The 21631-nt window shown below is 47.2% G+C and carries 18 protein-coding genes, 1 pseudogene and 1 riboswitch; all 19 genes and pseudogenes read right to left on the bottom strand.

What is annotated here, in order from left to right; translation table 11 throughout:
- Window positions 1–947 (bottom strand): annotated as a pseudogene (locus AC5V8P_RS10035) (hypothetical protein); the annotation flags it as partial.
- Window positions 948–995: 48 nt separating this feature from the next.
- Entirely contained in the window at window positions 996–2597 is a 1602-nt protein-coding gene (locus AC5V8P_RS10030) for a glycosyl hydrolase (RefSeq protein WP_064795459.1), read from the bottom strand.
- A 13-nt stretch (window positions 2598–2610) separates the two neighbouring features.
- Window positions 2611–2692, bottom strand: a riboswitch (cyclic di-GMP riboswitch).
- 156 nt (window positions 2693–2848) lie between these two features.
- A complete protein-coding gene (locus AC5V8P_RS10025) occupies window positions 2849–4225 on the bottom strand; it encodes a sugar phosphate nucleotidyltransferase (RefSeq protein WP_063207747.1) in 1377 nt (458 codons plus the stop codon).
- Between the two features lie 745 nt (window positions 4226–4970).
- Window positions 4971–6299, bottom strand: coding sequence for a UDP-glucose dehydrogenase family protein (locus AC5V8P_RS10020; protein ID WP_063207744.1), 1329 nt, complete (start codon window positions 6297–6299; stop codon window positions 4971–4973).
- Window positions 6300–6304: 5 nt separating this feature from the next.
- Window positions 6305–7405 (bottom strand): glycosyltransferase, encoded by a 1101-nt coding sequence (locus tag AC5V8P_RS10015; RefSeq protein WP_064795460.1) that lies wholly within the window; start codon window positions 7403–7405, stop codon window positions 6305–6307.
- A 28-nt stretch (window positions 7406–7433) separates the two neighbouring features.
- Window positions 7434–8582, bottom strand: a complete 1149-nt coding sequence (locus AC5V8P_RS10010) for a glycosyltransferase family 4 protein (protein ID WP_063207739.1) — start codon at window positions 8580–8582, stop codon at window positions 7434–7436.
- A complete protein-coding gene (locus AC5V8P_RS10005) occupies window positions 8579–9766 on the bottom strand; it encodes a glycosyltransferase family 4 protein (protein ID WP_063207736.1) in 1188 nt (395 codons plus the stop codon). Before AC5V8P_RS10005 ends, AC5V8P_RS10010 begins: the two co-directional genes overlap by 4 nt.
- Entirely contained in the window at window positions 9753–10592 is an 840-nt protein-coding gene (locus AC5V8P_RS10000) for a glycosyltransferase family 2 protein (protein ID WP_064795461.1), read from the bottom strand. Before AC5V8P_RS10000 ends, AC5V8P_RS10005 begins: the two co-directional genes overlap by 14 nt.
- A 22-nt stretch (window positions 10593–10614) precedes the next feature.
- Window positions 10615–11994: a lipopolysaccharide biosynthesis protein gene (locus AC5V8P_RS09995; protein ID WP_064795462.1), complete on the bottom strand. Its 1380-nt coding sequence runs from the start codon at window positions 11992–11994 to the stop codon at window positions 10615–10617.
- A gap of 5 nt (window positions 11995–11999) precedes the next feature.
- On the bottom strand, window positions 12000–13442 hold the full coding sequence (locus tag AC5V8P_RS09990) for an O-antigen ligase family protein (RefSeq protein WP_063208251.1): 1443 nt from the start codon (window positions 13440–13442) through the stop codon (window positions 12000–12002).
- 5 nt (window positions 13443–13447) lie between these two features.
- Window positions 13448–14218 carry a WecB/TagA/CpsF family glycosyltransferase gene (locus tag AC5V8P_RS09985; RefSeq protein WP_063207728.1) on the bottom strand — a complete coding sequence of 257 codons (771 nt, stop codon included), beginning with the start codon at window positions 14216–14218 and terminating at the stop codon, window positions 13448–13450.
- Between the two features lie 4 nt (window positions 14219–14222).
- The gene (locus AC5V8P_RS09980) at window positions 14223–15560 is read right to left on the bottom strand and encodes an O-antigen ligase family protein (RefSeq protein ID WP_064795463.1); all 1338 of its coding nucleotides are present in this window, start codon (window positions 15558–15560) and stop codon (window positions 14223–14225) included.
- Between the two features lie 10 nt (window positions 15561–15570).
- Entirely contained in the window at window positions 15571–16506 is a 936-nt protein-coding gene (locus AC5V8P_RS09975) for a glycosyltransferase (RefSeq protein WP_063207721.1), read from the bottom strand.
- Entirely contained in the window at window positions 16506–17204 is a 699-nt protein-coding gene (locus AC5V8P_RS09970; RefSeq protein ID WP_063207718.1) for a sugar transferase, read from the bottom strand. Before AC5V8P_RS09970 ends, AC5V8P_RS09975 begins: the two co-directional genes overlap by 1 nt.
- A 16-nt stretch (window positions 17205–17220) precedes the next feature.
- The gene (galU, locus tag AC5V8P_RS09965) at window positions 17221–18111 is read right to left on the bottom strand and encodes a UTP--glucose-1-phosphate uridylyltransferase GalU (protein WP_187360703.1); all 891 of its coding nucleotides are present in this window, start codon (window positions 18109–18111) and stop codon (window positions 17221–17223) included.
- Window positions 18112–18153: 42 nt separating this feature from the next.
- Window positions 18154–18792 (bottom strand): CpsD/CapB family tyrosine-protein kinase, encoded by a 639-nt coding sequence (locus AC5V8P_RS09960; RefSeq protein ID WP_064795464.1) that lies wholly within the window; start codon window positions 18790–18792, stop codon window positions 18154–18156.
- Window positions 18776–19519, bottom strand: a complete 744-nt coding sequence (locus AC5V8P_RS09955) for a YveK family protein (RefSeq protein WP_196771802.1) — start codon at window positions 19517–19519, stop codon at window positions 18776–18778. The genes AC5V8P_RS09960 and AC5V8P_RS09955 overlap by 17 nt, the downstream gene beginning before the upstream one ends.
- 285 nt (window positions 19520–19804) lie before the next feature.
- On the bottom strand, window positions 19805–20449 hold the full coding sequence (locus AC5V8P_RS09950) for a response regulator (RefSeq protein ID WP_064795465.1): 645 nt from the start codon (window positions 20447–20449) through the stop codon (window positions 19805–19807).
- Between the two features lie 115 nt (window positions 20450–20564).
- A partial coding sequence (locus AC5V8P_RS09945; protein ID WP_495473618.1) for a sensor histidine kinase occupies window positions 20565–21631 on the bottom strand: 1067 nt, incomplete at its 5' end.

Here is a 21631-nt window from a genome sequence, read left to right as displayed (position 1 = left end):
ATATCACCTGTGTATAGATACAAAGCAGACGACTGCATATTATACTGCTTTAATGTTTGATAGTAATCATCCACGTCTGTGCATGCCTTGCCCACATTACTGGCACAGGTGACCCTCATGACGTTGCCGCTATAGGCAATTCCCAGCCATTTGAGAACGTATGGCAGATGCTTAACTGCACCCTGATCATAATAAAATTCTTTATTGTTCACATTCGTACCGGTCAGTATATATTTACCATGTACCGGTTCAGTCGCAGGGGAAGCTAACGTCTCCAAGCTCAAGTCATCCCAAGTCCACCACACATTTTTATCTTCTGCAGAGGAGCAGTATAGGCAGCGCGCTGTCTTTAGCTTGAGTACGTTAACACCGCTTTGCAATTGTTCTTTGGGGATATACAGCTCGTAGTTATTTTTGAAATTATAGGTACTTCCGGTGCCGGATACCCCGGCAATCTGAATAATTCCGGACAGCTGATGATTTGAAAAAACAGCCATCTGCGGTACAGCTTTGCCCGCATCCAAAATCCGGACGCGGAATATCATACCATTGGGAGGAATCTGATTCAGCTTATACTGGAGTGTCAGTTCTGGATTCGTGGATGCATTCAATCCGGGAGGAACATCTCCACTGCTGAGCAATACCGGAACTGTTGTACTCTCTGCTGTCGACATCGCCGAAAATGTTGCTTTAGCGGATGATTCGGTAGAAGCTGCTGCTGCAGAAATATCGATATTATCCCTACCGACCACTCCTTTAAATTCCGCTGAAGAGTCATCCCTCTGACCCAGCTTCCATACTGGACTGGCCGCCGCTACCTTATCTGTCTGCAATTCTGCACTTTTTGAAGGCGGATATATAAACCAAACGATCATGGCTAGAGCTGCGATACCCAGTAGTCCGGATAATACGACCGCATACCTATGGGTCATCCATTTTTTCATCATATGATACACCCTCTCTCCTCAAAATTTTTGACCGGGAAAGAGTATCTATCAAGGAAGAAACAAAGCGTTTCCGGGAACCACCGCTTTCGCTTCATGCTGACTTTCCCACATCAGACGAGCCATCGCATCGCCTTTTTCATCATAGTATTCCACTTTTAGATTTACCATTTTACCTGCTTCCAAAGCAATGCTGCCTTTACGCTCTGTCCAGCTTTGTTTGAACCAACTGTCAATCACCAATTTGCCGTCTACCCATACGCGGATACCATCATCGGATATCGTTGTAAACGTATAGGTTTCACTGTATTGTGGTTTGACTTTACCAGTCCAGCGAACCGAGAACTGGTCGGCATTTACCTTAGGATCAGCGGCAACAGCGCGCCAGTTGTAATCCAGCTTGCTGTCTGTACGGATCAAAACAGGACTGCCGCTCAAATTCATATTGTTGAAATATTCGCCCCGCAGCCCGTTCACATATACCACATCAGGAACGGAAGGAGGAGTCGGAGCTGGGGGTACGACCACTACTGGGGGAGCCGGAATAGGCTCACTTTGTCCCTCATCCGGTAAGGTCGGTATGTCTGTTCCAGGTAGTTGCATTGCTGCCAGCCCGTTTTTCACATCATCCCGTGTCAGACTCCTCGGATCTTTCATATAATCCTGTATTTGATTGGTTGTGTTATTCTCGGTCAACATGTTGCCCCACGTCATGGAATATACCCATTTCGGCTGAGCCTGCAACACCTCAGAGCTAGGCATCTCACCATGTTCCCCAATGGCAATCGGTTTATTCCGTGCCAGTCCGAGCAGTCCTTCATAATGACTTTGCTTAAAATCATTGTTGTAAATGTCTACTGCCAAAATATCCAATTTGTCATCCCCCGGATATTTCGGAGTATACGGGACAGTGTAGGAATTAGGAGCATTGGGACTCCACACCCACAGCAGGTTGTTCAATTGATGCGTGTTTACAAAACGGTCGTACATGATGTTCCATAGCTGATTGAAATTGTTCTTGTTTCCCCACCAGAACCAGTCGCCATTCATTTCGTGGTAAGGTCTCCACAATACCGGAACCCCTGCATCACGAAGCTTCTTTAACGATACAGCGACCTTATCCAGATCGGCTATAAGGAGGTTATACTGCGCAGTGCCTGGCGTTACGTATTTATTGAACTCCGCCTGACTTACTTTCGCCTGCACATTGGCCCAAGTCAGCGGCCTACCCGGCAGCGCTTCATGAAAAGTCATCGCCACAATGCCACCAGATCTGCTCCAATGAATAGCGCTATCGACGACATTTTTACGTTGTGCTGCTTCTATAGTGTCAGATTGACCAGAGATGGCTCCCATCTCAAAACCGTGCAGACCCACATACGCCTGGCTGATTTTTTGGACTTTGTTGCTAAGTTCATCTGGGCTCTCCAAATAATCGTGCTGACCAGTGACTGTTTTTTTTCCAGAGATGCTGAGTAAATAATTGTATAGTTCACGGGCCTGAGTAGAAGCGTCCGAATTAACAGGTTGTAATGAAGCGGCATTTACCACAGACAGAAAACCACCAAAACCGACGGGAAACAAAGAAAAAAGCATAACAACGGGGAGTACATGACGTATCAGTCGATACAGAGGAATAAAATTGAATCTCACTTTCGCTCTTCCTTTCGGTAGCCAGGCTGCCATCCTTACGGGAAGGCCCTTTAGCTTTGCGTATCTGCCTTTCGACAGGGCTGCGTTTATCGTTGGAAGGAGTTTGGATTCCTTCTTAACCTAAGTATCGACTTTTTTTTACCAAAATTTAATAGGTCATGTTCATGAATTTACAGGTTTTCGCCCAATTTCGACAGTTTAGGTCATAAATTTTCATCTAACTTTCTTTTTTTACGTTTTTACGAAAATAATTATGAGATAAATTGATGACGAGAAATTTCATTCCAATCCATACAAAAGCGTACAATATCCTCTTCAACCAACTCAGAGCCAGTCTGCACTTCAATCAAATCTACATCGGTCACAGCCAAAATGCTATGCTTCGTCCCTTCAGGGATGCGGACTACATCACCAGCCTTTACCTTGTGCAGCTTCTCATTCAAAATAATTTCCGCTTCGCCGCTAATAATAGTCCAGATTTCGCTCCGTTTGAAGTGAAGCTGGTAGCTGATATTTTTACCTTTGTGTACACGGATTCGTTTGGTCAGAACCTCATTACCCTCGTCATACTTTACATAGTCTACAACCCGATACTGCCCCCAACGACGTTCTTCATACATTGGACGCTGATCATGAGCCTTGAGCACTTCCTTGATGCGTGGACTTTCTGCCTTATTGGTCACAAGAATACCGTCTGGGCTAGCAGCTACAATCAGATCATTTGTTCCAATGATCGCCACCGGAATGTCCAACTCATTAATAAGACTTGTATTGACACAATCCTCCGTTACTACCCCTCTACCCACTTGCTGATGAGACATCTCTTCTGTGAGTGTATTCCAGGTCCCTAGATCCTTCCAAAAACCATTGTATGGAAGAACGACGATATCTTTTTCCTTCTCGACTACCTCGTAGTCAAAGCTGATTTTTTCCAGAGATGCATATTGCTTTTGCATTTCTTCATAATTCAGTGGCAAGCCCTTGGCTGCCAGAATATCCAGCAAATAGCTTAATTTGAATGCAAAAACCCCGCAGTTCCATAAAGCATTGCGTTCCATTAGACGTTCCGCCTGCTCCCGGTCGGGTTTCTCTTGAAAATGGCTCACTTCGCGGTAGCCTGTGCTACCTTGAATGGCATCGTTTTTCGGAATAATATAACCGTATTTCTCTGAAGGATAGGAAGGGACAACCCCGATTAGTGCAAGCTTTCCTTCACTCTCCTGAAGTGTATGTTCCAGTTGGGCTACGGAAGCAAAGAAAGCATCCTCTACATAAGGATCGACAGGCAATATAGCTATAATTTCATCAGGCGAAACACCTGCAATGGAATATAGATAAGTCGCTGTCAGTGCAATCGCAGGAAAGGTATCTCTGCGTTCCGGCTCAACAATAATGCGCGTATTCGGTCCGACCTGACTCTGGATCATTTCGACCTGCGCTCTTCCTGTCGCAATAAACGAGGATTCGGATAATCCGTTGTCTCCCAATTGTCTCCATACCCGCTGCACCATAGATTCCGAAATCCCTTCCGGGCTCTCCAGGACCTTCAAAAATTGTTTGGAACGGGAATCGTTGGATAACGGCCATAATCTTTTACCGGAACCACCAGACAAAAGTACGAGCTTCATATCTCTCCACTTCCTCTCTATTATGTGTGGGTGATCGAATGGGGCTAGGTTGAGTGACCCGCTACGGTCTGGATTTGATCTTATAATCGCTGTTGCCGTGGGATTCTTCGGATTGTGTAAGACATTTATATGTAAGAATCCCAAGTCAAAGGCGACCGCTCCGCTTCTCCAGATTCAAATCCATTCCTGCGCTACTCAAAAATGCATCATATCGATCATACCTTGTGGTGCAAAAGGCACGACCGGACATTATTAAGTCCGGTCAGCCTGTAAAAGTCTCACGCTTTCGGTGCTTGCCCGCTGTGCTTGCAAGCTTTTTAGTAATCGAGGTTTCGTAACGTCTTGCCAAGATTGCCTGCGGCAACTGCAATGGCGTCTTGCTCTACAAGGAGCAGCATAGCGTATCCGCATGGTAAGCTTGCTCCACAGGGGGGCGTGCGGCATTGCCGCATGGCGTCCTTGATCAGAAGGAGCGGCTCAACTATGCCACTCCTTCTGATCCACCCTTCCTACCCCATCCCATAAGATGGGAGGTTAAAAACCGTGACTCTGTGCGGAAAGCAGCGGAGCGGTCCATTTGAATCTGGAGAAGCGCTAGCGTTCGCCTTTGCAGGGGGATTCTTACATTAGAATGTTCTATATAATCCAGAGAATCCCACTGCAACAGCGATCGGAAGATCAAATGGAACGCATAGCGTCTCCCACACTGTCACAGTCACTTTTTAATCGTCACTTCGGTCACTTTTTAAACTTCCACCTTATCTCTGTTCCACCCACTCATCCGCGGACGACCTACGGAATAGTATTCCAGCCCAGAGCCTTGAATCTGTTCCTCGGTAAATACGTTACGACCGTCAATCAGAACTGGCTTGTGTAGAATGGAGCCCAGTTGCACGAGGTCAACTTTTTTGAACTCTTCCCAATCCGTTAGCAGGCACACAGCATCGCTTTTTTCGGCGGCTTGCTGCGGGGAGGAGCACCATACAATATTCGGATGATCCACGCGCTCCTTGAATTTATCCATCGCAATCGGATCATACAGCTTGACAATGGCTCCTGCCTGAATGAGCGTTTCTACGATTTCCAGTGCTGGAGCTTCGCGGATATCATCTGTATTAGGCTTGAAGGCGAGGCCCCAAATGCCAATGGATACGCCGTTTAGCTGACCCAGCGATTCACGCAGCTTGGATACAATCATAAAGCGTTGGTCGGTATTCACTTCGACCACCGATTTTAACAACTTGAACTCATAGTCTACATTACCCGCAATTTGGATGAGCGCATTCGTATCTTTCGGGAAGCAAGAGCCCCCATATCCGATCCCTGCTTGCAGGAAAGAGGAACCAATCCGTTTGTCCATACCCATACCTTCAGCTACGCAGGTAACATCTGCGCCAACCTTTTCGCAAATATTAGCAATCTCGTTAATAAACGATATTTTAGTTGCCAGAAACGCATTGGAGGCATATTTGATCATTTCAGCACTGCGGATATCCGTCACATAGATTTTATCTGTGAAAACTTGATGCAGAGTGACCATTGTTTCACGCAAACCTGTATTGTCCAAACCAATAATGATGCGATCTGGATAAAGCGTATCATTGATGGCTGAACCTTCTCTCAGGAACTCCGGCGCGGATACAATATCAAATGACAAGCTCGTATGACGAGCGACTACATCCTTAATCTTTTCGTTTGTTCCGACAGGTACGGTGCTCTTGGTCATAATAATCTTGTACCCGTTCATGGCTTTCCCGACATCAGCGGCCGCCTGTTCAATGTAAGACAAATTCGCCTCGCCGTTAGCCAGTGAAGGTGTACCTACCGCTAAAATGACAACATCCGATCGACGTACCGCATCGGCCAAATCCGAGGTAAACTCCAAACGACCAGCTTCCAGATTCAACGCGATCAATTCTTCAATACCCGGTTCATAAATCGGAGATTCCGCACGATTCAACATGTCGATTTTGTACTGCTCCAGATCGACACAAATCACCTCATTACCTTTTTGCGCAAAACATACACCCGAGACGAGCCCAACGTATCCAGTACCGATTACAGCCAGCTTCATTCCGTTCATCCTCCTTTTAGAAAGTTCACATAGGCTTGTTCTACATACTTTTTCAATTGATCCTTGAAGTTATCTTCATCAAATTTGCGAGCATGGTTAATGATATCGTCCACATTCCATGCATGTTGCTCAACCTTTGCGACGGCCTCCAGCACATCGTCTACCTGATGCTTGCGGAAAAATACGCCGTTCACATGAGGAACAATCGTATCCAGTGCTCCCCCGCCCTGAAAAGCGATAACGGGCCGTCCGGCCGCATTCGCCTCCAGAGGGGTAATACCGAAGTCCTCTTCGCCCGGAAAAACGAGCGCACGACATTCCGCCATCAACTTGTTAACCTCTTCGTCCTCAAGTCTGCCGAGGAACTCAATGTTCGGGGCAGCCATGGCTTCGAGTCGTTTACGATCCGGTCCCTCGCCAACGATGCGCAGCTTGAGACCGTTACGTTTGAATGCCTCAATCGCGAGATCAATGCGCTTGTAGGATACCAAACGGGATACGATCAAATAATAGTCACCGATGCTTGTAGCACGTTTAAAACGGGATGTATTGATAGGAGGGAAAATAACATCTGCCTCCCGTTGGTAGTAGTGCAAAATTCTCCGCTTGACGACGGAAGAATTGGCGACAAACTGGTCTACGTTGCGAGAAGTTTTGGCATCCCAAGTTTTCAGCCTGTTCATGTACAGCTTTAGCATATTTTTGAGCAGGTTGGATTTGGACTGCCGGGCCATATATGTATCGTAATCCCAGGCAAATCGCATCGGTGTGTGACAATAACAAATGTGAAACGTATGCTTGGGTACCTGGATGCTTTTCATAAATGCGCTGCTGGAGCTTAAAACAATGTCGAAATCCCTAAAATCAAAATCACGGATAGCGATGGGATACAGCGGCAGCACTCCTTTGAAGTTGGCCTTCACTCCTGGGATGTTTTGTAGCCAAGTGGCTCTAATATCCGCATCCTTCAAGTTACGCGACAGACGCTCATCGCTGAACACTGTTGTGAAGATGGGAGCCTCCGGATACATATCATGGAATACCTCCACTACCCTTTCCGCTCCGCCCATTTGGATTAAGTAATCATGTGCTATCGCTATTTTCATCTGAATCATCCTTTAACGCGAATGTCGGTCAGACTCCTGCCAACAAACCCTTATAGTAATGAACTATATCCTTAACCGTGTTCTCGATGACAAAATGCTTCTTGACCCGTTCCATCCCTTTCTCACCCATCTGCTGGCGTTCTTGTGGATGCTCCAGCATCCAGCGGATGGCTGCTTCCAGCTTGGCTGGGTCTCCTGGTTCAATGAGCAGCCCGGTTTCATTGGGTACTACCGTTTCCTTGGGACCACCTTCATTTGAAGCGATCACGGGCAAGCCTGCAGCCATGCCCTCAATAATGACCTGACCGAATGGTTCCGGTGTAATGGAGGTATGAATGAGCAAATCACAGCGCTGCATCAGACCCTGAATGTCATCGACGTGTCCCATCAGATTGACGTTTGTCAATCCGTATTCGCGCATCGTGGATTCCAATCGTTGTTTGTATTCCTCTTCTCCGAACAACGCATCTCCAGCCAGCCAGAATTTCACACGCTGATCTGGTAAAAAAGAGCGGGCCGCTTCCAGTAAAATATGTTGTCCTTTCCATTCCGCCAATCTGCCGACCAATACAACGTTAAACGAGTCATCGCCACGTACATGCGCAGCCGAATCACGAGCTGTAATTGCTTTGGCAAAAGCGGAGTAGACGACGAGCGTCTTTTTGTCCGGAGGTAATTCCAACGCACTCAGCGTGGATTTGGAATTGGCGATCACTCCGTTGGGCAAAAAGCGGGACATCAGCCGAATCCCTTTGGCCACAATCGGCTTCAGATACGGCGGACCGATATGGTCACGGATATGCCAGATCAACGGCAGCTTCGCTGATTTGGCCGCTACTGCACCATATAGTGCAGACTTGAGTGAGTTCGTGTGGACACACACGACTTTCTCCTCACGCAGCAATGGCGCGAGTTTTCTGCCGTAAGCCAGCAAGCGAAAGGCTGCTGCAGGCGCACCCAGATTAACGGCATTCCGTCCCCGATTGCGAATCGAATCATCTAAGGGAACAATACGCACATCAATATCACGCTGGCGAAGTCGATCCGCCAAATCGCCCTCCTCCGCCAAAATAACGAGCGGGTCGATATGTTCTCCGATATTCGTCAGGATGTTATACAAAGCGACTTCGCCGCCGCTCCATCTTGCCGTATGGTCAATATAAGCCACTCTCATCATTTTGCAGCCGCCTTTCTGTCAAGGACCTGTCGGAACACTTCTTCCACCTGCTCCGCTACATGTCCCCATGTGTATCTGCTCAAGACATGGTCCCGGCATTCCCGTGCATTCGGTAGAAGTTCACGATGATCCAGGACACGCAGAAGCCCTTCAGCAATGGCTTCACTGTCCGTCCCCTGGAATAGTAGCTCAGGACGGAATCCTCTTAAAATTTCCTTGTTGCCGCCTACAGGAGTAGCCAGCACGGGCAGTCCCGAAGCCATCGCCTCGACGGTGATCAGACCGAAACCCTCTAGCGCCTGTGTTGGCACAACGAACAAATTCGAGGCTTGATGGTACAAGGGCAGCTCCTCATCTGACACATAACCAAGCAGCCTTACATGGTTATGAAGATTGTATTCCGCCACCTTGGAAGCCAATTCCTCCATCAAGGGACCTCTCCCACCAATCAGCAGCAGATGATCAGGATGTCGCTCGGTTACTCGTCTCCATGCTTCGAGCAGTTGTAACAGTCCCATGCGATTTACAAGACGACGAACGGTTAGCACAATCGTCGCATCTTGTGGCAAATTCAGCTGCTTTCGTACGGCTGCCCGATCCTCTGCCGGATGGAATCTTTCTACATTTGCCGCACCGGGAATCACATGGATTTTGCTAAGTGGAACTTTATAGTGCTCATGTAAAATATCGCGAAAAGTCTCGCTTAGCACTATAAATTTATCTGCCAAACCATAAGCTTTCATTTCAATGGATTTGGCCAACGTCGTTTTTAGAAAATGCTTAATTCCCTGTCCTTCAATCTTTAATTCCTCCGTCCAGGGTCCATGGAAAGTGGTAACGACGGGGATTCCTCTTTTTTTCGCCTCCAGTGCCGGTCCGACACCATAGGGAGCAAAGTGAGAATACAGCACATCGATCGGCTGCTTGTCGAACAGCTCTGCTGCATATTTTTGCATCAGATCTCTGCGCTTCCAGATGGACTGCTGCTTGCTGCCAATCGAATGAATCCGAATACGGTCTTGCGCCTGCGGCTGCTCATCACTACAGATGAGAGCATCCAGCGTATTGCCTTCTAGCGTAAGCTGCTCACAGATGGACTTGAAATATGTGTTGAGACCGCCCGCCTGCAAGGACGGCCAGCTGAGCCCCGTGGCGGCAATACGAAATCCGTTATTGTACGACATAGCTGGTTTCTCCTTTCTGCTCGGTATGTCCGTCATCCACAATTTCTATCTTTTTTCTCCGCTTGGTTAGCTCATAATGCTTGAAGCAGACGAGAAACTCATACATGACCCAGAAAACGGCTACGGAAAAACCCGCCAACCCCTTGCGATATAAGCCTTGAACAAAATACTTCTGTACAAAACGGGCCGGAGGCCTCCACAATAGTCTGGTAATCCGAAAGGATCTCCCTTTGTTAAATGCCGTCTCTGCTTCCAGATCCGTATATTTGTTAAAACGAGTCATATGATCACTGATGCTGCGGAAGCCATAGTGCCATAATACGCCCTCCAGATTGACGATCTGGGAAGAGGCTACATCCGGCATTTCATGAACAAGGCTATTGGTAATGCCATAAATTTGCCGATTGTACAAACGAACCAAGTACTCACCCTTGTTCATCCATTTGCCGAGAAAATCGCCAATGCGAAATACGGAATAGGCTTTGGCTGGATCGTGGAGCGTTTCCTTTACTTTCAACAATTCACCAAGCAACTCTGCATCCACTACTTCGTCTGTATCAATCAGAAAAATCCAATCAAATTCCGCTTTATCAACACCAAACATGCGTTGTTTGGCATAACCGGGCCATGGGTTGGAAAACACCCGACAGCCCAATGATTCAGCTACCTGAATCGTATTGTCCTTGCTCCCTCCGTCAATGACGACGATATCGTCCGCAAAGGGCTGGCAGGATTTAATGGCTGCTGTGATTCGAATGCCATCATCCTGAGCGATAATAACTACGGATATCCGGTTGTCCGCGGGAACGCTAGACATGTGGTTCATTAGCGGGTGCCTCCTTCTTTATCTAACCGTTAACTGGCTTTTTCCGGATGTAATGTGACATCGTTGATCGGAGCCATTGAAAATCTTGTTTGGAAATAAGCAGTCTTGGAATTTTCATTTTCAGAACGAATTTAACATTACATAAAATGAAAACGAACCGTAAAATCCCCGAAGACAACATTGCTATCCCTGCACCCGTCAATCCATATCTCGGCACGAGTATGGACAGCAATGGAATGACGAGTGCCAATCCGACACCCTGTAGAATGGTAACCAGCTTTGGCTTGCCCAACGCCATAAATTGTTGTGCCAACACCATGGTACCTCCACTGATAGCAACCTCAAGCACCAGAAACCGGAATACCGTAAGCGCTTGTTTAAACTCTTGACCATATAACAAGGTAAATACGAACGGAGCAATCAGCATTAACATCAGCGCAGCCAGAATGGTTGCCGTTGAAGTTATTCGAAATGCCCGAAAGGTGATGGCTACCGCTTCTTCCTTATCCAGACCGGAGGCTTTGGGAAACAGCACGACAATGATTGAGGTTGAAAATACATTCACCATCCGGGCCAGGCTGACCGCTACCGCATATAGCCCCAGATCAGCAGGTCTCAATAGACCCGCAATCAAAATCTGGTCAATATAAGTGGAAACTTGCCCCATCAGATCATTTCCGTATGAACCCATACCGTAGGTAAAGAGATTTTTAAATTGCATCCAGCTGTTCTTTACCTTCGGTTTGTACAGCCGAATCATTCGTATCGTAACGCCGATATAGATCGGCAAGCCTGGTAATAAATAGGCCAATGCTGAGGTGTACGGATTCATCGTTCCTGTCAGGATCAGAATCGCCAGACCCAGCAGCGTACTTAGGGGTACCAGATACCGGAATAAATTGTATTGTTTATATTCCGAGCGAACTTGAAGCAATGCATTATTGACCTGTGAAATCGCTATGAGCGGACACATCATCATAGAGCATTGCGCGAACAGTATGACCGATGAAGAGAAAGAGCGCAGCCAATAAGGAATTAGAAATACTCCGATGAGTGTCGCTACTCCCCCAAACACCGTGGCCAGCAGCAAAGCCAGACCATACAGCTTGCCTGTTTCTTCAGGCTTCCTTTTGGCATTGTAAATCAACGCAGACGGAACACCGAAGCTCATGCAGAAGGCAAGAAATTGGGACCAGTTCACCATCGCTGTCTGTTCCCCGCGTCCAGTCGGACCCAAGAATCGTGCCGTCAGCACACCAGTCAGCATATTCACGACGAGAATCAGCATACTGAATATCATCGTTTTTACTGCTGCAGAGCTGTTATCTTTGCTTTTGGCAAACCGAATCACCGTGGACCATAGTGTCCGGACAGGTGCGGATAATGCTTGTAAGTTTTGCACAGCCTTTACCTTCTTTCCGCGATGACGTCTTTTGCCCATAGTCCTATTCCGATCATCATCCAGATCAAATAGCCGCGCATACCGGGGAAACCATTATCCGATATGAGACTGGCTACAGCTCCGGCCCATGTAGCCAACGCCAGTCTGATATAAGGCTGACTGGAATTCCGTTCGGCAATACGGACGAGAAGGCGCTTGATGATAACGAACAGACCACCGAAGAAAAAGAATGCTCCGCAAATACCGAAGGTGAGGAAAATGGCTATATATCCATTATCCATAATCCCAAGTTCACCGAGATCGCCGCCGTTATCAAGCTTGGTTCCAATTCCTACACTCCCGATCCCCTGCCCGACTGGATTGCTAGTAATCGCCGGAAGCATCGTATGCAGTAAATCCAGACGTTCATTGTACGAATGATCCTCTTGAATATCTGTCAACGTCTGCATGCGAGCCACCAAACCTTCTGCCCCCGGAAGTTTTGGAACTATAAAGTAGAGAAGAAGGCCGACGACAGCCAATTGAAACAGGGTCTTCCACTTTCCTTTGGAGGATGAACTGAGGATGTAAGCCAGCAACATGACGAATGCAATCAGCCAGGCAGAACGTACCAGCGTGACCAAGAGACACACGACTGTCAGCAGGACTCCAACCCATCCCAAAGTGCCTCGCCACCGTTTTTCCATCAGCATCGGTACAAGGGCCATTGCCAGGAAAATAGCGCATGGACCAGGAGAGTTCAGGGAAGAAAATACTCTGATTTGAAGCGGTTCTGGCACACCAATGGAATTCATCTCCACGTGATTCATCCAAAATGCATCCCAAGGCGGTACCATCAAGTACTGAATTATGCCGTATATCGCGACAAAGACAGCAATGTTGGCATATGAATACAGCAATCGATCCAGCTCTCTTGCTTTCATAGGCTTAATCGCTAGATAAGGCAATAGAAGCAAAGGAACCACATAATTAGCCAAATCATATGCAAAAACGATGCCATTTTTGAATAACCCGACCATACTTCCGTAGGCTAATTCTATGCCGAAAAATACAGCAATTCGGGTTAATGGCTTTTCCGCCAGATGAATACCCCGCAACACAGGAATAATCAACATGCTGCTTACCAGCAGTGGCGCCACGCTCAGCAGGGACACCGAGTGATACGTTCCCTCCATCCAATCTGCAATTCGGCGGATTTCCGGGCCTACTGCCCACACCACCAATGTGTAAGGAATCAGAAGCCGTGATTGCAAGATCGCCAGCAGGAAGGCCGGAAAAACGAGCGCCAGCAATATGGCCCCCTGTTGGCTCATGGTGGGATTCATCTTGGCGCTGGCAAATCCGATGGCGAGTGGCAGCATACAAGCCAGCACCCCCATGCCGATCATGCCAATTCCGCGCCGATTTCCTAGCCAGATGGAAAGCTGCTGATCTGCCAACCGACTTATGTTTCTCACCCCTGGCCTCCCTTCACCCGTTTCCGCTTGAACATCTCTTTAAACAGCAGAACGAGGAACTGGGAATCCTCAATCAGATATCTTTTCCACAAACGTTTAGGCTCCTGAGACAATCTCCAAAACCATTCAAATCCTGTCTTCTGCATCAGCTCCGGTGCTCTCTTTACATTTCCTGACAGGAAATCAAAGGTCGCTCCTACCCCAATCGAAATCGGAGCGCGGTAAGTCTCGTAATATCTGTAAATCCATTTTTCCTGCTTCGGTGCTCCTACACCTACAAAAACGATGTCTGGGCGAGCCTCTTGAAGCAACTGGATAATGTATCTGTTCTCCTCTTCGTTTTTCTCAAAACCATAAGAGGGAGAATAGCAGCCCACCACATTCATGTTCGGATAGGATTCCTGGAGATTGCGCATTGCCTTTTCAGGAATACCATCAGCTGCACCCAGAAAAAACAAACGGTAGCCTCGATCTTCAAAAGCCTCTCCAAGCCGGGTGAACAAATCGGACCCTGACACCTTTTGTTTGAGGGGCTTTTTCAGTAACTTAGACGCCCAAATGATAGGCATTCCATCGGCCACTACGGCTCCGGCATCCGAATATACCTTGCGGAATTCATCATCCTTGCGAAGCTTGATCACATGGTCGACATTACAGGTCAAAATGTAGGAATGACGCTGATGCTCAATAGAAGTATCTATAAATTCGAGTAGATCATTAAAATCATAATTATCAAAGTTGACATCGAACATGTTCACTCTGCTCATCGTATCACTTCTCTTTGCGAAAATCGGTTTGAGTAGATGTCTGGTATAATGCGTTCAAATACCAGCAAAACGGAATAATCATCTGAACCGTCGACAACGTATTATCTGAAAACGAGTAGATCAGAAAACCTGCAATTAAACTTGCAAAATAAGGTTTGATAGACTTGGCAAGTGACCGGTAAATAAGAGCGAACACGATCAGCAATGAAAGCATTAATAGCCCGCAACCGATATATCCGGTATCAAAATAAAAGCGTATATATTCGTTATGCGGTACAACAAAGCCATTGAATAACGTCCCGTCGTTCGCAACCGTTACCGCGCCAAGACCTCTTCCTGACCAAGGGTAATCATGTACTCTGTTCAAAAAATATTCCCATGCCTCCGAGCGTCCCGACAGGTCAATGCCTGTATCGGTCTCCCGTTCGAAGGAGCGTTTTTTTAAATTGTTCCATTGCAGGGCCACCGCCCCCAGAGCAACCAAAAACGATCCGGCCAGCGGTAGCAAATAATTGACTTTTCCCTTGAGGTACTGACGGGCAATATCAAACAGGTACACAGCAAGCATTAATAACAACGCCAGAATCGGCCCACGTGTACCGGTGGCGATTAAAATTAGAAAGTTCAGTGCCAATACTGTGTAATAAAAGGTAGCTTGCTTAGGTTTGCGCTTGACCTCAATCAGAGAGACAGCAATTCCGAGAAAGGAGAGCATTGCCAAATGCGGCGGTATATTCGCTCCTTGTACTCTGACTGCGCCCGTAAATTCCACATCTGTAAAGGAATGCAACCCTAAAACCTGCAAACCTAATCCTATGACCACACTAATAATCGGCAACAGGCTAATCAGTCGAATATGCTTTTCCGCCACATCTTTTTTCCACTGGATCAGTAAAAAAAAGAAGGGAAGGGATAGTCCCACGAACGCCTTGACGGCAATCGAGGTCGTTAACAAAGGCAGCCATGCCGAAAATCCAAATGTAATCCCCAGCATGATCACCAATGCCCAGACCGGATAGCTGAACTTGAGACGAATGCCATATACGAGCATGCATGGCACTAACAGAGCCAAAATGCCCAATTTGTACAATGACAAGATCTCAATGCCAAACACGCCACCCTGGTACAGAGAATCGACCGAGACCGCTGTGCTTAGCAACACCGCATAGCTGATGCGCTCAGGATGATGGATAGACACAGCCAACAAAAGTAGTAAGCATACCGCAGCAATACTGACCACAGGTTGATAGGTAGCTGCAATTCCTACAGCAAGAGCGCCCAATAGAAAAATAAAAACATGCTGTATAGTGTTTATTCTAGAAGTCCAAGGATAGTTACTCATGTTCAATTTTTCACCCCGCAGCTGACTCGCTTTTCCGGTTGCGCAGGGTATCCAGCGTTCCGCGGATATTTTCAAGCCTGCACCGGTTCAACAGCTTCCTGCCCTCAGTACGTGCCAGCAGGGAATCCACCGTGATGTATAATGCTTTGGCTGCCACTTTTGCCATCAGCATCGCGTTCCCGCGCAGACCTGCGGCCTGAGCAGCGTTGGACATGCCTTGACAATAGTAGCGGTTCATAATCCATTCTCTTGTTAAGCGTGAAGCTGGAACAAAATGTTCTACAGCCATGTGCGGATGATACATAATTGTTCCACCGTTTTTACGGATTTGCTCGAACACCCACGATTCTTCGCCAGATAGTAGGATATCTCCCTTTCTGCCCAAGTGGAGCGGGAACATGACGGCGGCGAAAGCCGTTTTGCGCATAGCCATATTCGCTCCAAATGGATTCAGCCCCGCCGGATATTCACGGACAGATTGCCCCAGATCAATAATCGTGTAAGGCAATTCAAGCGGACCCGTCAACCAGCTCGGCCGTTCCGTCTCAAACTTAGGATCAATTTTCCCACCCATAGCCGTCAGCTCGGGATTGTTCCCAAAGGCCGACATAATCGTTTGCAGCCATGTAACACACGGAATTGCATCATCATCCAGAAAAGCAATGACGTCTGCTTTTGATAACGTAATGCCTGCATTACGAGCGGCAGACAGTCCTTGTTCGCGCTCATAATGATACCGAAGATGAATGTCTTGGCCATGTGCAACGGTAAATCTTTTGATCGTTGCTGCTGTATGATCGGTGGATCGGTTATCGACCACAATGATCTCAGCCAGTGCAAGGTCTTCCAGCTTCAGCAGAGACATTAACGTTTTCTCCAGCAGGTCCGCCCGGTTATAGGTGCAAATAACGACGGACACTGCGGGACTTCGCTTAAATGCATCCATCAGTATGCATCCTTGGAGAACAGCATTTTAACGCCTGTTTTCATGATGATTTTTAGATCGAGCCACGTATTGCGAACATGAATATACTTCAAATCCATTTGCACCATTTCTTCGAAGCCTACACTGTTACGTGCGCTCACCTGCCAGTAACCCGTACATCCTGGTGTTACAATCAGGCGCTGCTTGTCATAATCGGAGTATTGCTCAACCTCGCTGGGCAACGGCGGCCGCGGACCCACTAAAGTCATGTCTCCAACCAACACGTTCCACAGCTGCGGAATCTCATCAATACTCGTCTTGCGCAGAAAACTGCCAACTTTTGTGATCCGAGGATCGTTCTTAATTTTGAACATGGCGCCGCTCACTTCATTCAGCTCCATCAAGTCCTTTTTCAGTTCCTCGGCATTGGACACCATTGAACGGAATTTATACATATTGAATAACTTCTCATTCTTGCCCACCCGAATCTGCTTGAAAAATACGCTTCCCTTTGGGTCTTCAAGCTTAATCAAAATGCCCACCACTGCAAAAAGCGGAAGCAAAACGATTAAGCCCACGAAAGACAGCAACATATCAAGGAGGCGTTTTGTGACCAGGTAGGACGTTTTATCCTGAATTTGTGTATTTCCGTATGGCATGTAAAACGCTTTACCTGACATGACAGCCTCGCCATCCTCCGGTAAATTTTCCATGCTCATGCTGACGTACCTCCTCTCAACCCACTGTGGTTGCTTTCTCGGTCTTTTTTAGCCATTCATTCATAGCCTCCATAACCGGATACTTCAAATCATCACTGGCAAGCGCAAACTCAAGAGTGGTTAAAATATATCCAAGACGTTCACCTACGTCATAACGTGTGCCTTCAAAGTCATAGGCGTATACACGTTCACTCTGATTCAGCTTTTGGATCGCGTCCGTCAACTGAATTTCGCCGCCAGCTCCTTTTTCCTGAAGATCAAGATATTTGAAAATTTTCGGCGAGAACACATAACGACCCATAATAGCCAAATCGGATGGGGCTGTGCCTGGAGCCGGTTTTTCAATAAAATTATTCACTCGGTACAATCGTCCGTCCTGCTGATCCGGTTCAATGATGCCGTACCGGTTCGTAAATTCCTGGGGTACCCGCTGTACGCCGATAACAGAATTTTGTGTTTCTTCATATTGATCCATCAGCTGGCGCAGGCAAGGTGTCTGGCCTGTTACGATATCGTCACCCAGCAGCACACCAAATGGCTCGTCCCCGATAAAGCGTCTTGCGCACCATACCGCATGTCCAAGGCCCTTTGGTTCTTTCTGGCGAATGTAATGGATTTCCACTCCCGAAGAACGCTGTACTTCCTCCAGAAGCTTCAGCTTACCGTCCTCAAGCAATTTGGATTCCAGCTCAAATGCGTTGTCAAAGTGGTCCTCAATGGCACGTTTCCCTTTACCCGTAACGATAATAATGTCCTCAATACCAGAGGCAATCGCTTCTTCCACGATATATTGAATCGTAGGCTTATTGATAATTGGAAGCATTTCCTTAGGCATTGCCTTGGTGGCAGGGAGGAAGCGCGTTCCCAATCCTGCTGCTGGAATAATGGCCTTCTTCACTTTTTTCATCATCGCACTCATTCTCCTTGCTTCATCGAATTTTGGTGTTGCTTACTTCACCTGATTCATCACAATTCCAACCAGCGTCGCACTGGCCTGCTCCATGAGTTGCTTTGTTTTGCGTAGATCTTCCCGCTTGGTCCGGCCATGCTTGGCCACGAGAATCACACCATCCGTCAAGCCTGCAACCAGGCGGGCATCCGTATAATTCAGCGCTGGCGCCGAATCGAGCAAGATGATGTCATATTCACGTTTGAGCTCTTCCAACAGCTCTGCCATGCGTTCGCTACCAAGCAGATCTGCTGCGTTATACAGACTGTCCCCACCAGGAATAACCGATAGCTCCAGGCCACCATGCCTAACGATAGATTTGGAAGAAGCCCCACCGCGCAAATAAGCCGATAGACCTCCGGTATTCTCCATTCCGAATATCTCGTGCAGCGCTGGCTTATGCAGATTGCAATCCACCAGAGCTACCTTTTTTCCTTCTTGAGCAAAGGAAACTCCGATGTTGGCAATCAGTGTTGTTTTCCCCGCTCCGCTTTCCGGCGAGGTTAGCAAAAGAACCGTCCCACGGTCCTTTTGTCCAATCACCTGTTGCCGGATGTATGTACGGAGGGATCGAAATGATTCCGAGATATACGATGATGGATTACTTTCTGTAATCAACATGTCATTCAATCGCAGCATATTTACGCTCCCCTACCCGTTCTTTGGAATTTCCGGCCACTCCATCGATGTCCTTCTTGCGAATGACAGGGATCGATGCAATTACCGGAATGCCGATGTCTGCATCCGCTTCTTTTTCCGTGCGCAGCGTGCCGTTAATGCTTTCCAGGAACACAATCGTGCCCAGCGCAATCATGAGCGATACGAGAAAACTAATCGCAATATTCATGAGCGGATTCCCATTAATCGGGTCAGGATTGGCCTGAGGGTCCGCCTCATTTAAAATTTTCACATTATTTAACTCCATCAACCCCGGAACCGTCTGCACGAATTTCTGGGTTACTGCATTTACAACCGCTGCGGCCTGAGAATAACTACCTGCCTCAAACGTCAAGCCGATCACCTGACTTTTATCCGAGGATTTAATCTGCAGTTTCTCTGCCAACTTTTGCGACGTCAAATGGAACTCAGGATGAGTCGCTACCACAGCGTCCATAATTTTAGGTGAAGTGAGAATTTGCTTGTAGCTTTCCACCAAATTAAGACTTGTGTTGACGTCATTCAGATTGTTACTCCCCTGCTTGGCGGAAATATGATTAACCAGCAGTTGGCTTGAAGCGGAGTAGACTGGCTTTACGACATTGTCACTCACAATGTAAGTCGTTACACATGAAAGAATGACAAAAATCGCAATCAGCCACAATCTTTTTTTGATCAGGACTAAATAATCCAAAATGGTTTTCTCCACAAAAATCCTCCCTCCCATACAATTTCTCTTCTTATTTTAAGTATGATCTAATTGTAACAATCCGTTGTATGGACGACATGGAACCGAACGGCACTTTCTCCCTCACTACAGGGGAAGGGGGATGTATACTTTTGGATACGGCATGGTATACTTTTGTACCATACTTTGTCGATTGTGGAAAAATGAAAGCGAAAAAGCCATAAAACCACCAGTTTTGGTGATTTTATGGCTTTTTCTACTTTTCCCATACCACTCGAATATGAAATTATAGCGTTGCATATGGGATTAGCGCATCATTATATTGGTTGGCTCGTATTTCGCCAGACCAATCGCATTCGCATATAATGCTGCCTGCGTACGATCCGCCAAACGCAGCTTGGCCAAGATCTGACTAACATGCTTTTTGACGGTGAACTCACTGATGAATAGCCGAGATGCTATTTCACGATTGCAAGCCCCTTGCCCCAGCTCAACCAGCACTTCCCTTTCCTTGGGTGTCAGATCGTCCGTGAGATTGCCTGCATCTTCACGCAGTTTATTTTCGAGAATAGCCGGATCATAATATTTGCGTCCTTTGTTGACAAGATGAATCGCGTAAATTAATTCCTCAGGCAAAGCCTCCTTAAGTACATAACCGTCCACAGAGGCTTCCTCTGCTTTCAGAAAGTCTTCACGTGTTGCAGAAGAGGTCAGCAAAATAAATTTGCTTTTGAACCCGCGTCCGCGCGCTATCTTGATAATATCCAGGCCTGATTCATCAGCTAATTTCAAATCCAGCAGCACTAAATCTGGATTCGTTTCCTCGATCACTACAAGCGCTTCCTGTTGATTCTGGGCCTCTCCCGCGAACTGAACATTGGGCTGCATGGATATAACCGCAGCGAGTCCTTTCCGTACTAAAGGATGATCATCGACAATGACAATTTTCATGATTCGGCCTCCTGTCTACAGTTCAGGATTTGCATAATCCCTATGTATCCGATTGTTACCGCAGATTTTGTATTGCAGAATGTTCACATATTGTATTCAAGGATTTGCAAAATCCTCATTCATAAGCATTTACCGGAATGGACAATCGAATCTGTGTTCCCTCTCCGATTCGACTTGAAATATCAAATTCGCCTCCCATCGATTGAGCTAAATATTCCATATTCATCATGCCCAGGCCCCCGCCTGCACTGACCGCCTCACCTCCTGCTACCATTCTCGCCGTCTCAAATCCTACTCCGTCGTCATGAATAGACAGTCTAATCACTTGGGGCGTCAATTTTAACTTCACATCAATTCGCTTGGCCAATCCATGACGGATTGCGTTCCCCGCCGCTTCGGAAATGATGCGGAACAAAGCCTTTTGGTACAAATACGGAAGTGAATAATGATCACCATGGATGTCAAAATCAATTTGTACATGGTTCAGCTTGGAGAGTGTATGCAGATGACTTTTCACTGACCCCAACCAAGTTGAGCCTCCGCTTTTTTTCGAGCTTAGACTATGAATTGCCCCTTTCAGCTCTCTAACCGCTTGGTTTGCAGATTGCTGGATTAAATCAATTTGTTCCTCCACCTGCTCCTTAGGCTGATGGCACCAAGTCTGCCGGAGAGAATGCGTTGCGTACACAATACCAAAAAGACTTTGTGAGACATTGTCATGCATTTCATTGGCGATCCGGTTCTGCTCATTCGTCACAATCAACTGATTCTCGATACGCTCCAGTTCATACCGCTCCAAAAACACAGCACTCAGCTCAGCTAGGAATATCAGTTGCTGTACGAGCCAGCGTCTCCCCGTCAAACTTTGATCCGGTCCCAGCTTAAGGCCAATCGTCGCTACAAAGCGGGTCGTCATCGGTACAGTGATCATAAGGAAGTCGCCCCATTCCGGCAGATGTCGAAAGAATGGCTCGCGTTCTTCCCTGAACTCCTCCCGGTAATTCCCCAGTTCCTCAAATAGCTGCTCCTCTTCCTCTACTGTCCAGCCTGTCTGGCTGCTTGCCGGTGCATCCTCCTCCTGACTGTCCAGCCAGAAAAATGCACGACTTTGCTTGGTTAGCTTGACAGTATAATCCGAGATGACCTGCCCCAGATTTAGTGCCTCATTATGGCTGGTCGTCT

Source organism: Paenibacillus sp. N119s (assembly GCF_059447605.1).
Note: the sequence above shows the minus strand (reverse complement) of the source record. Positions and strands in the feature narration are given on the sequence as shown.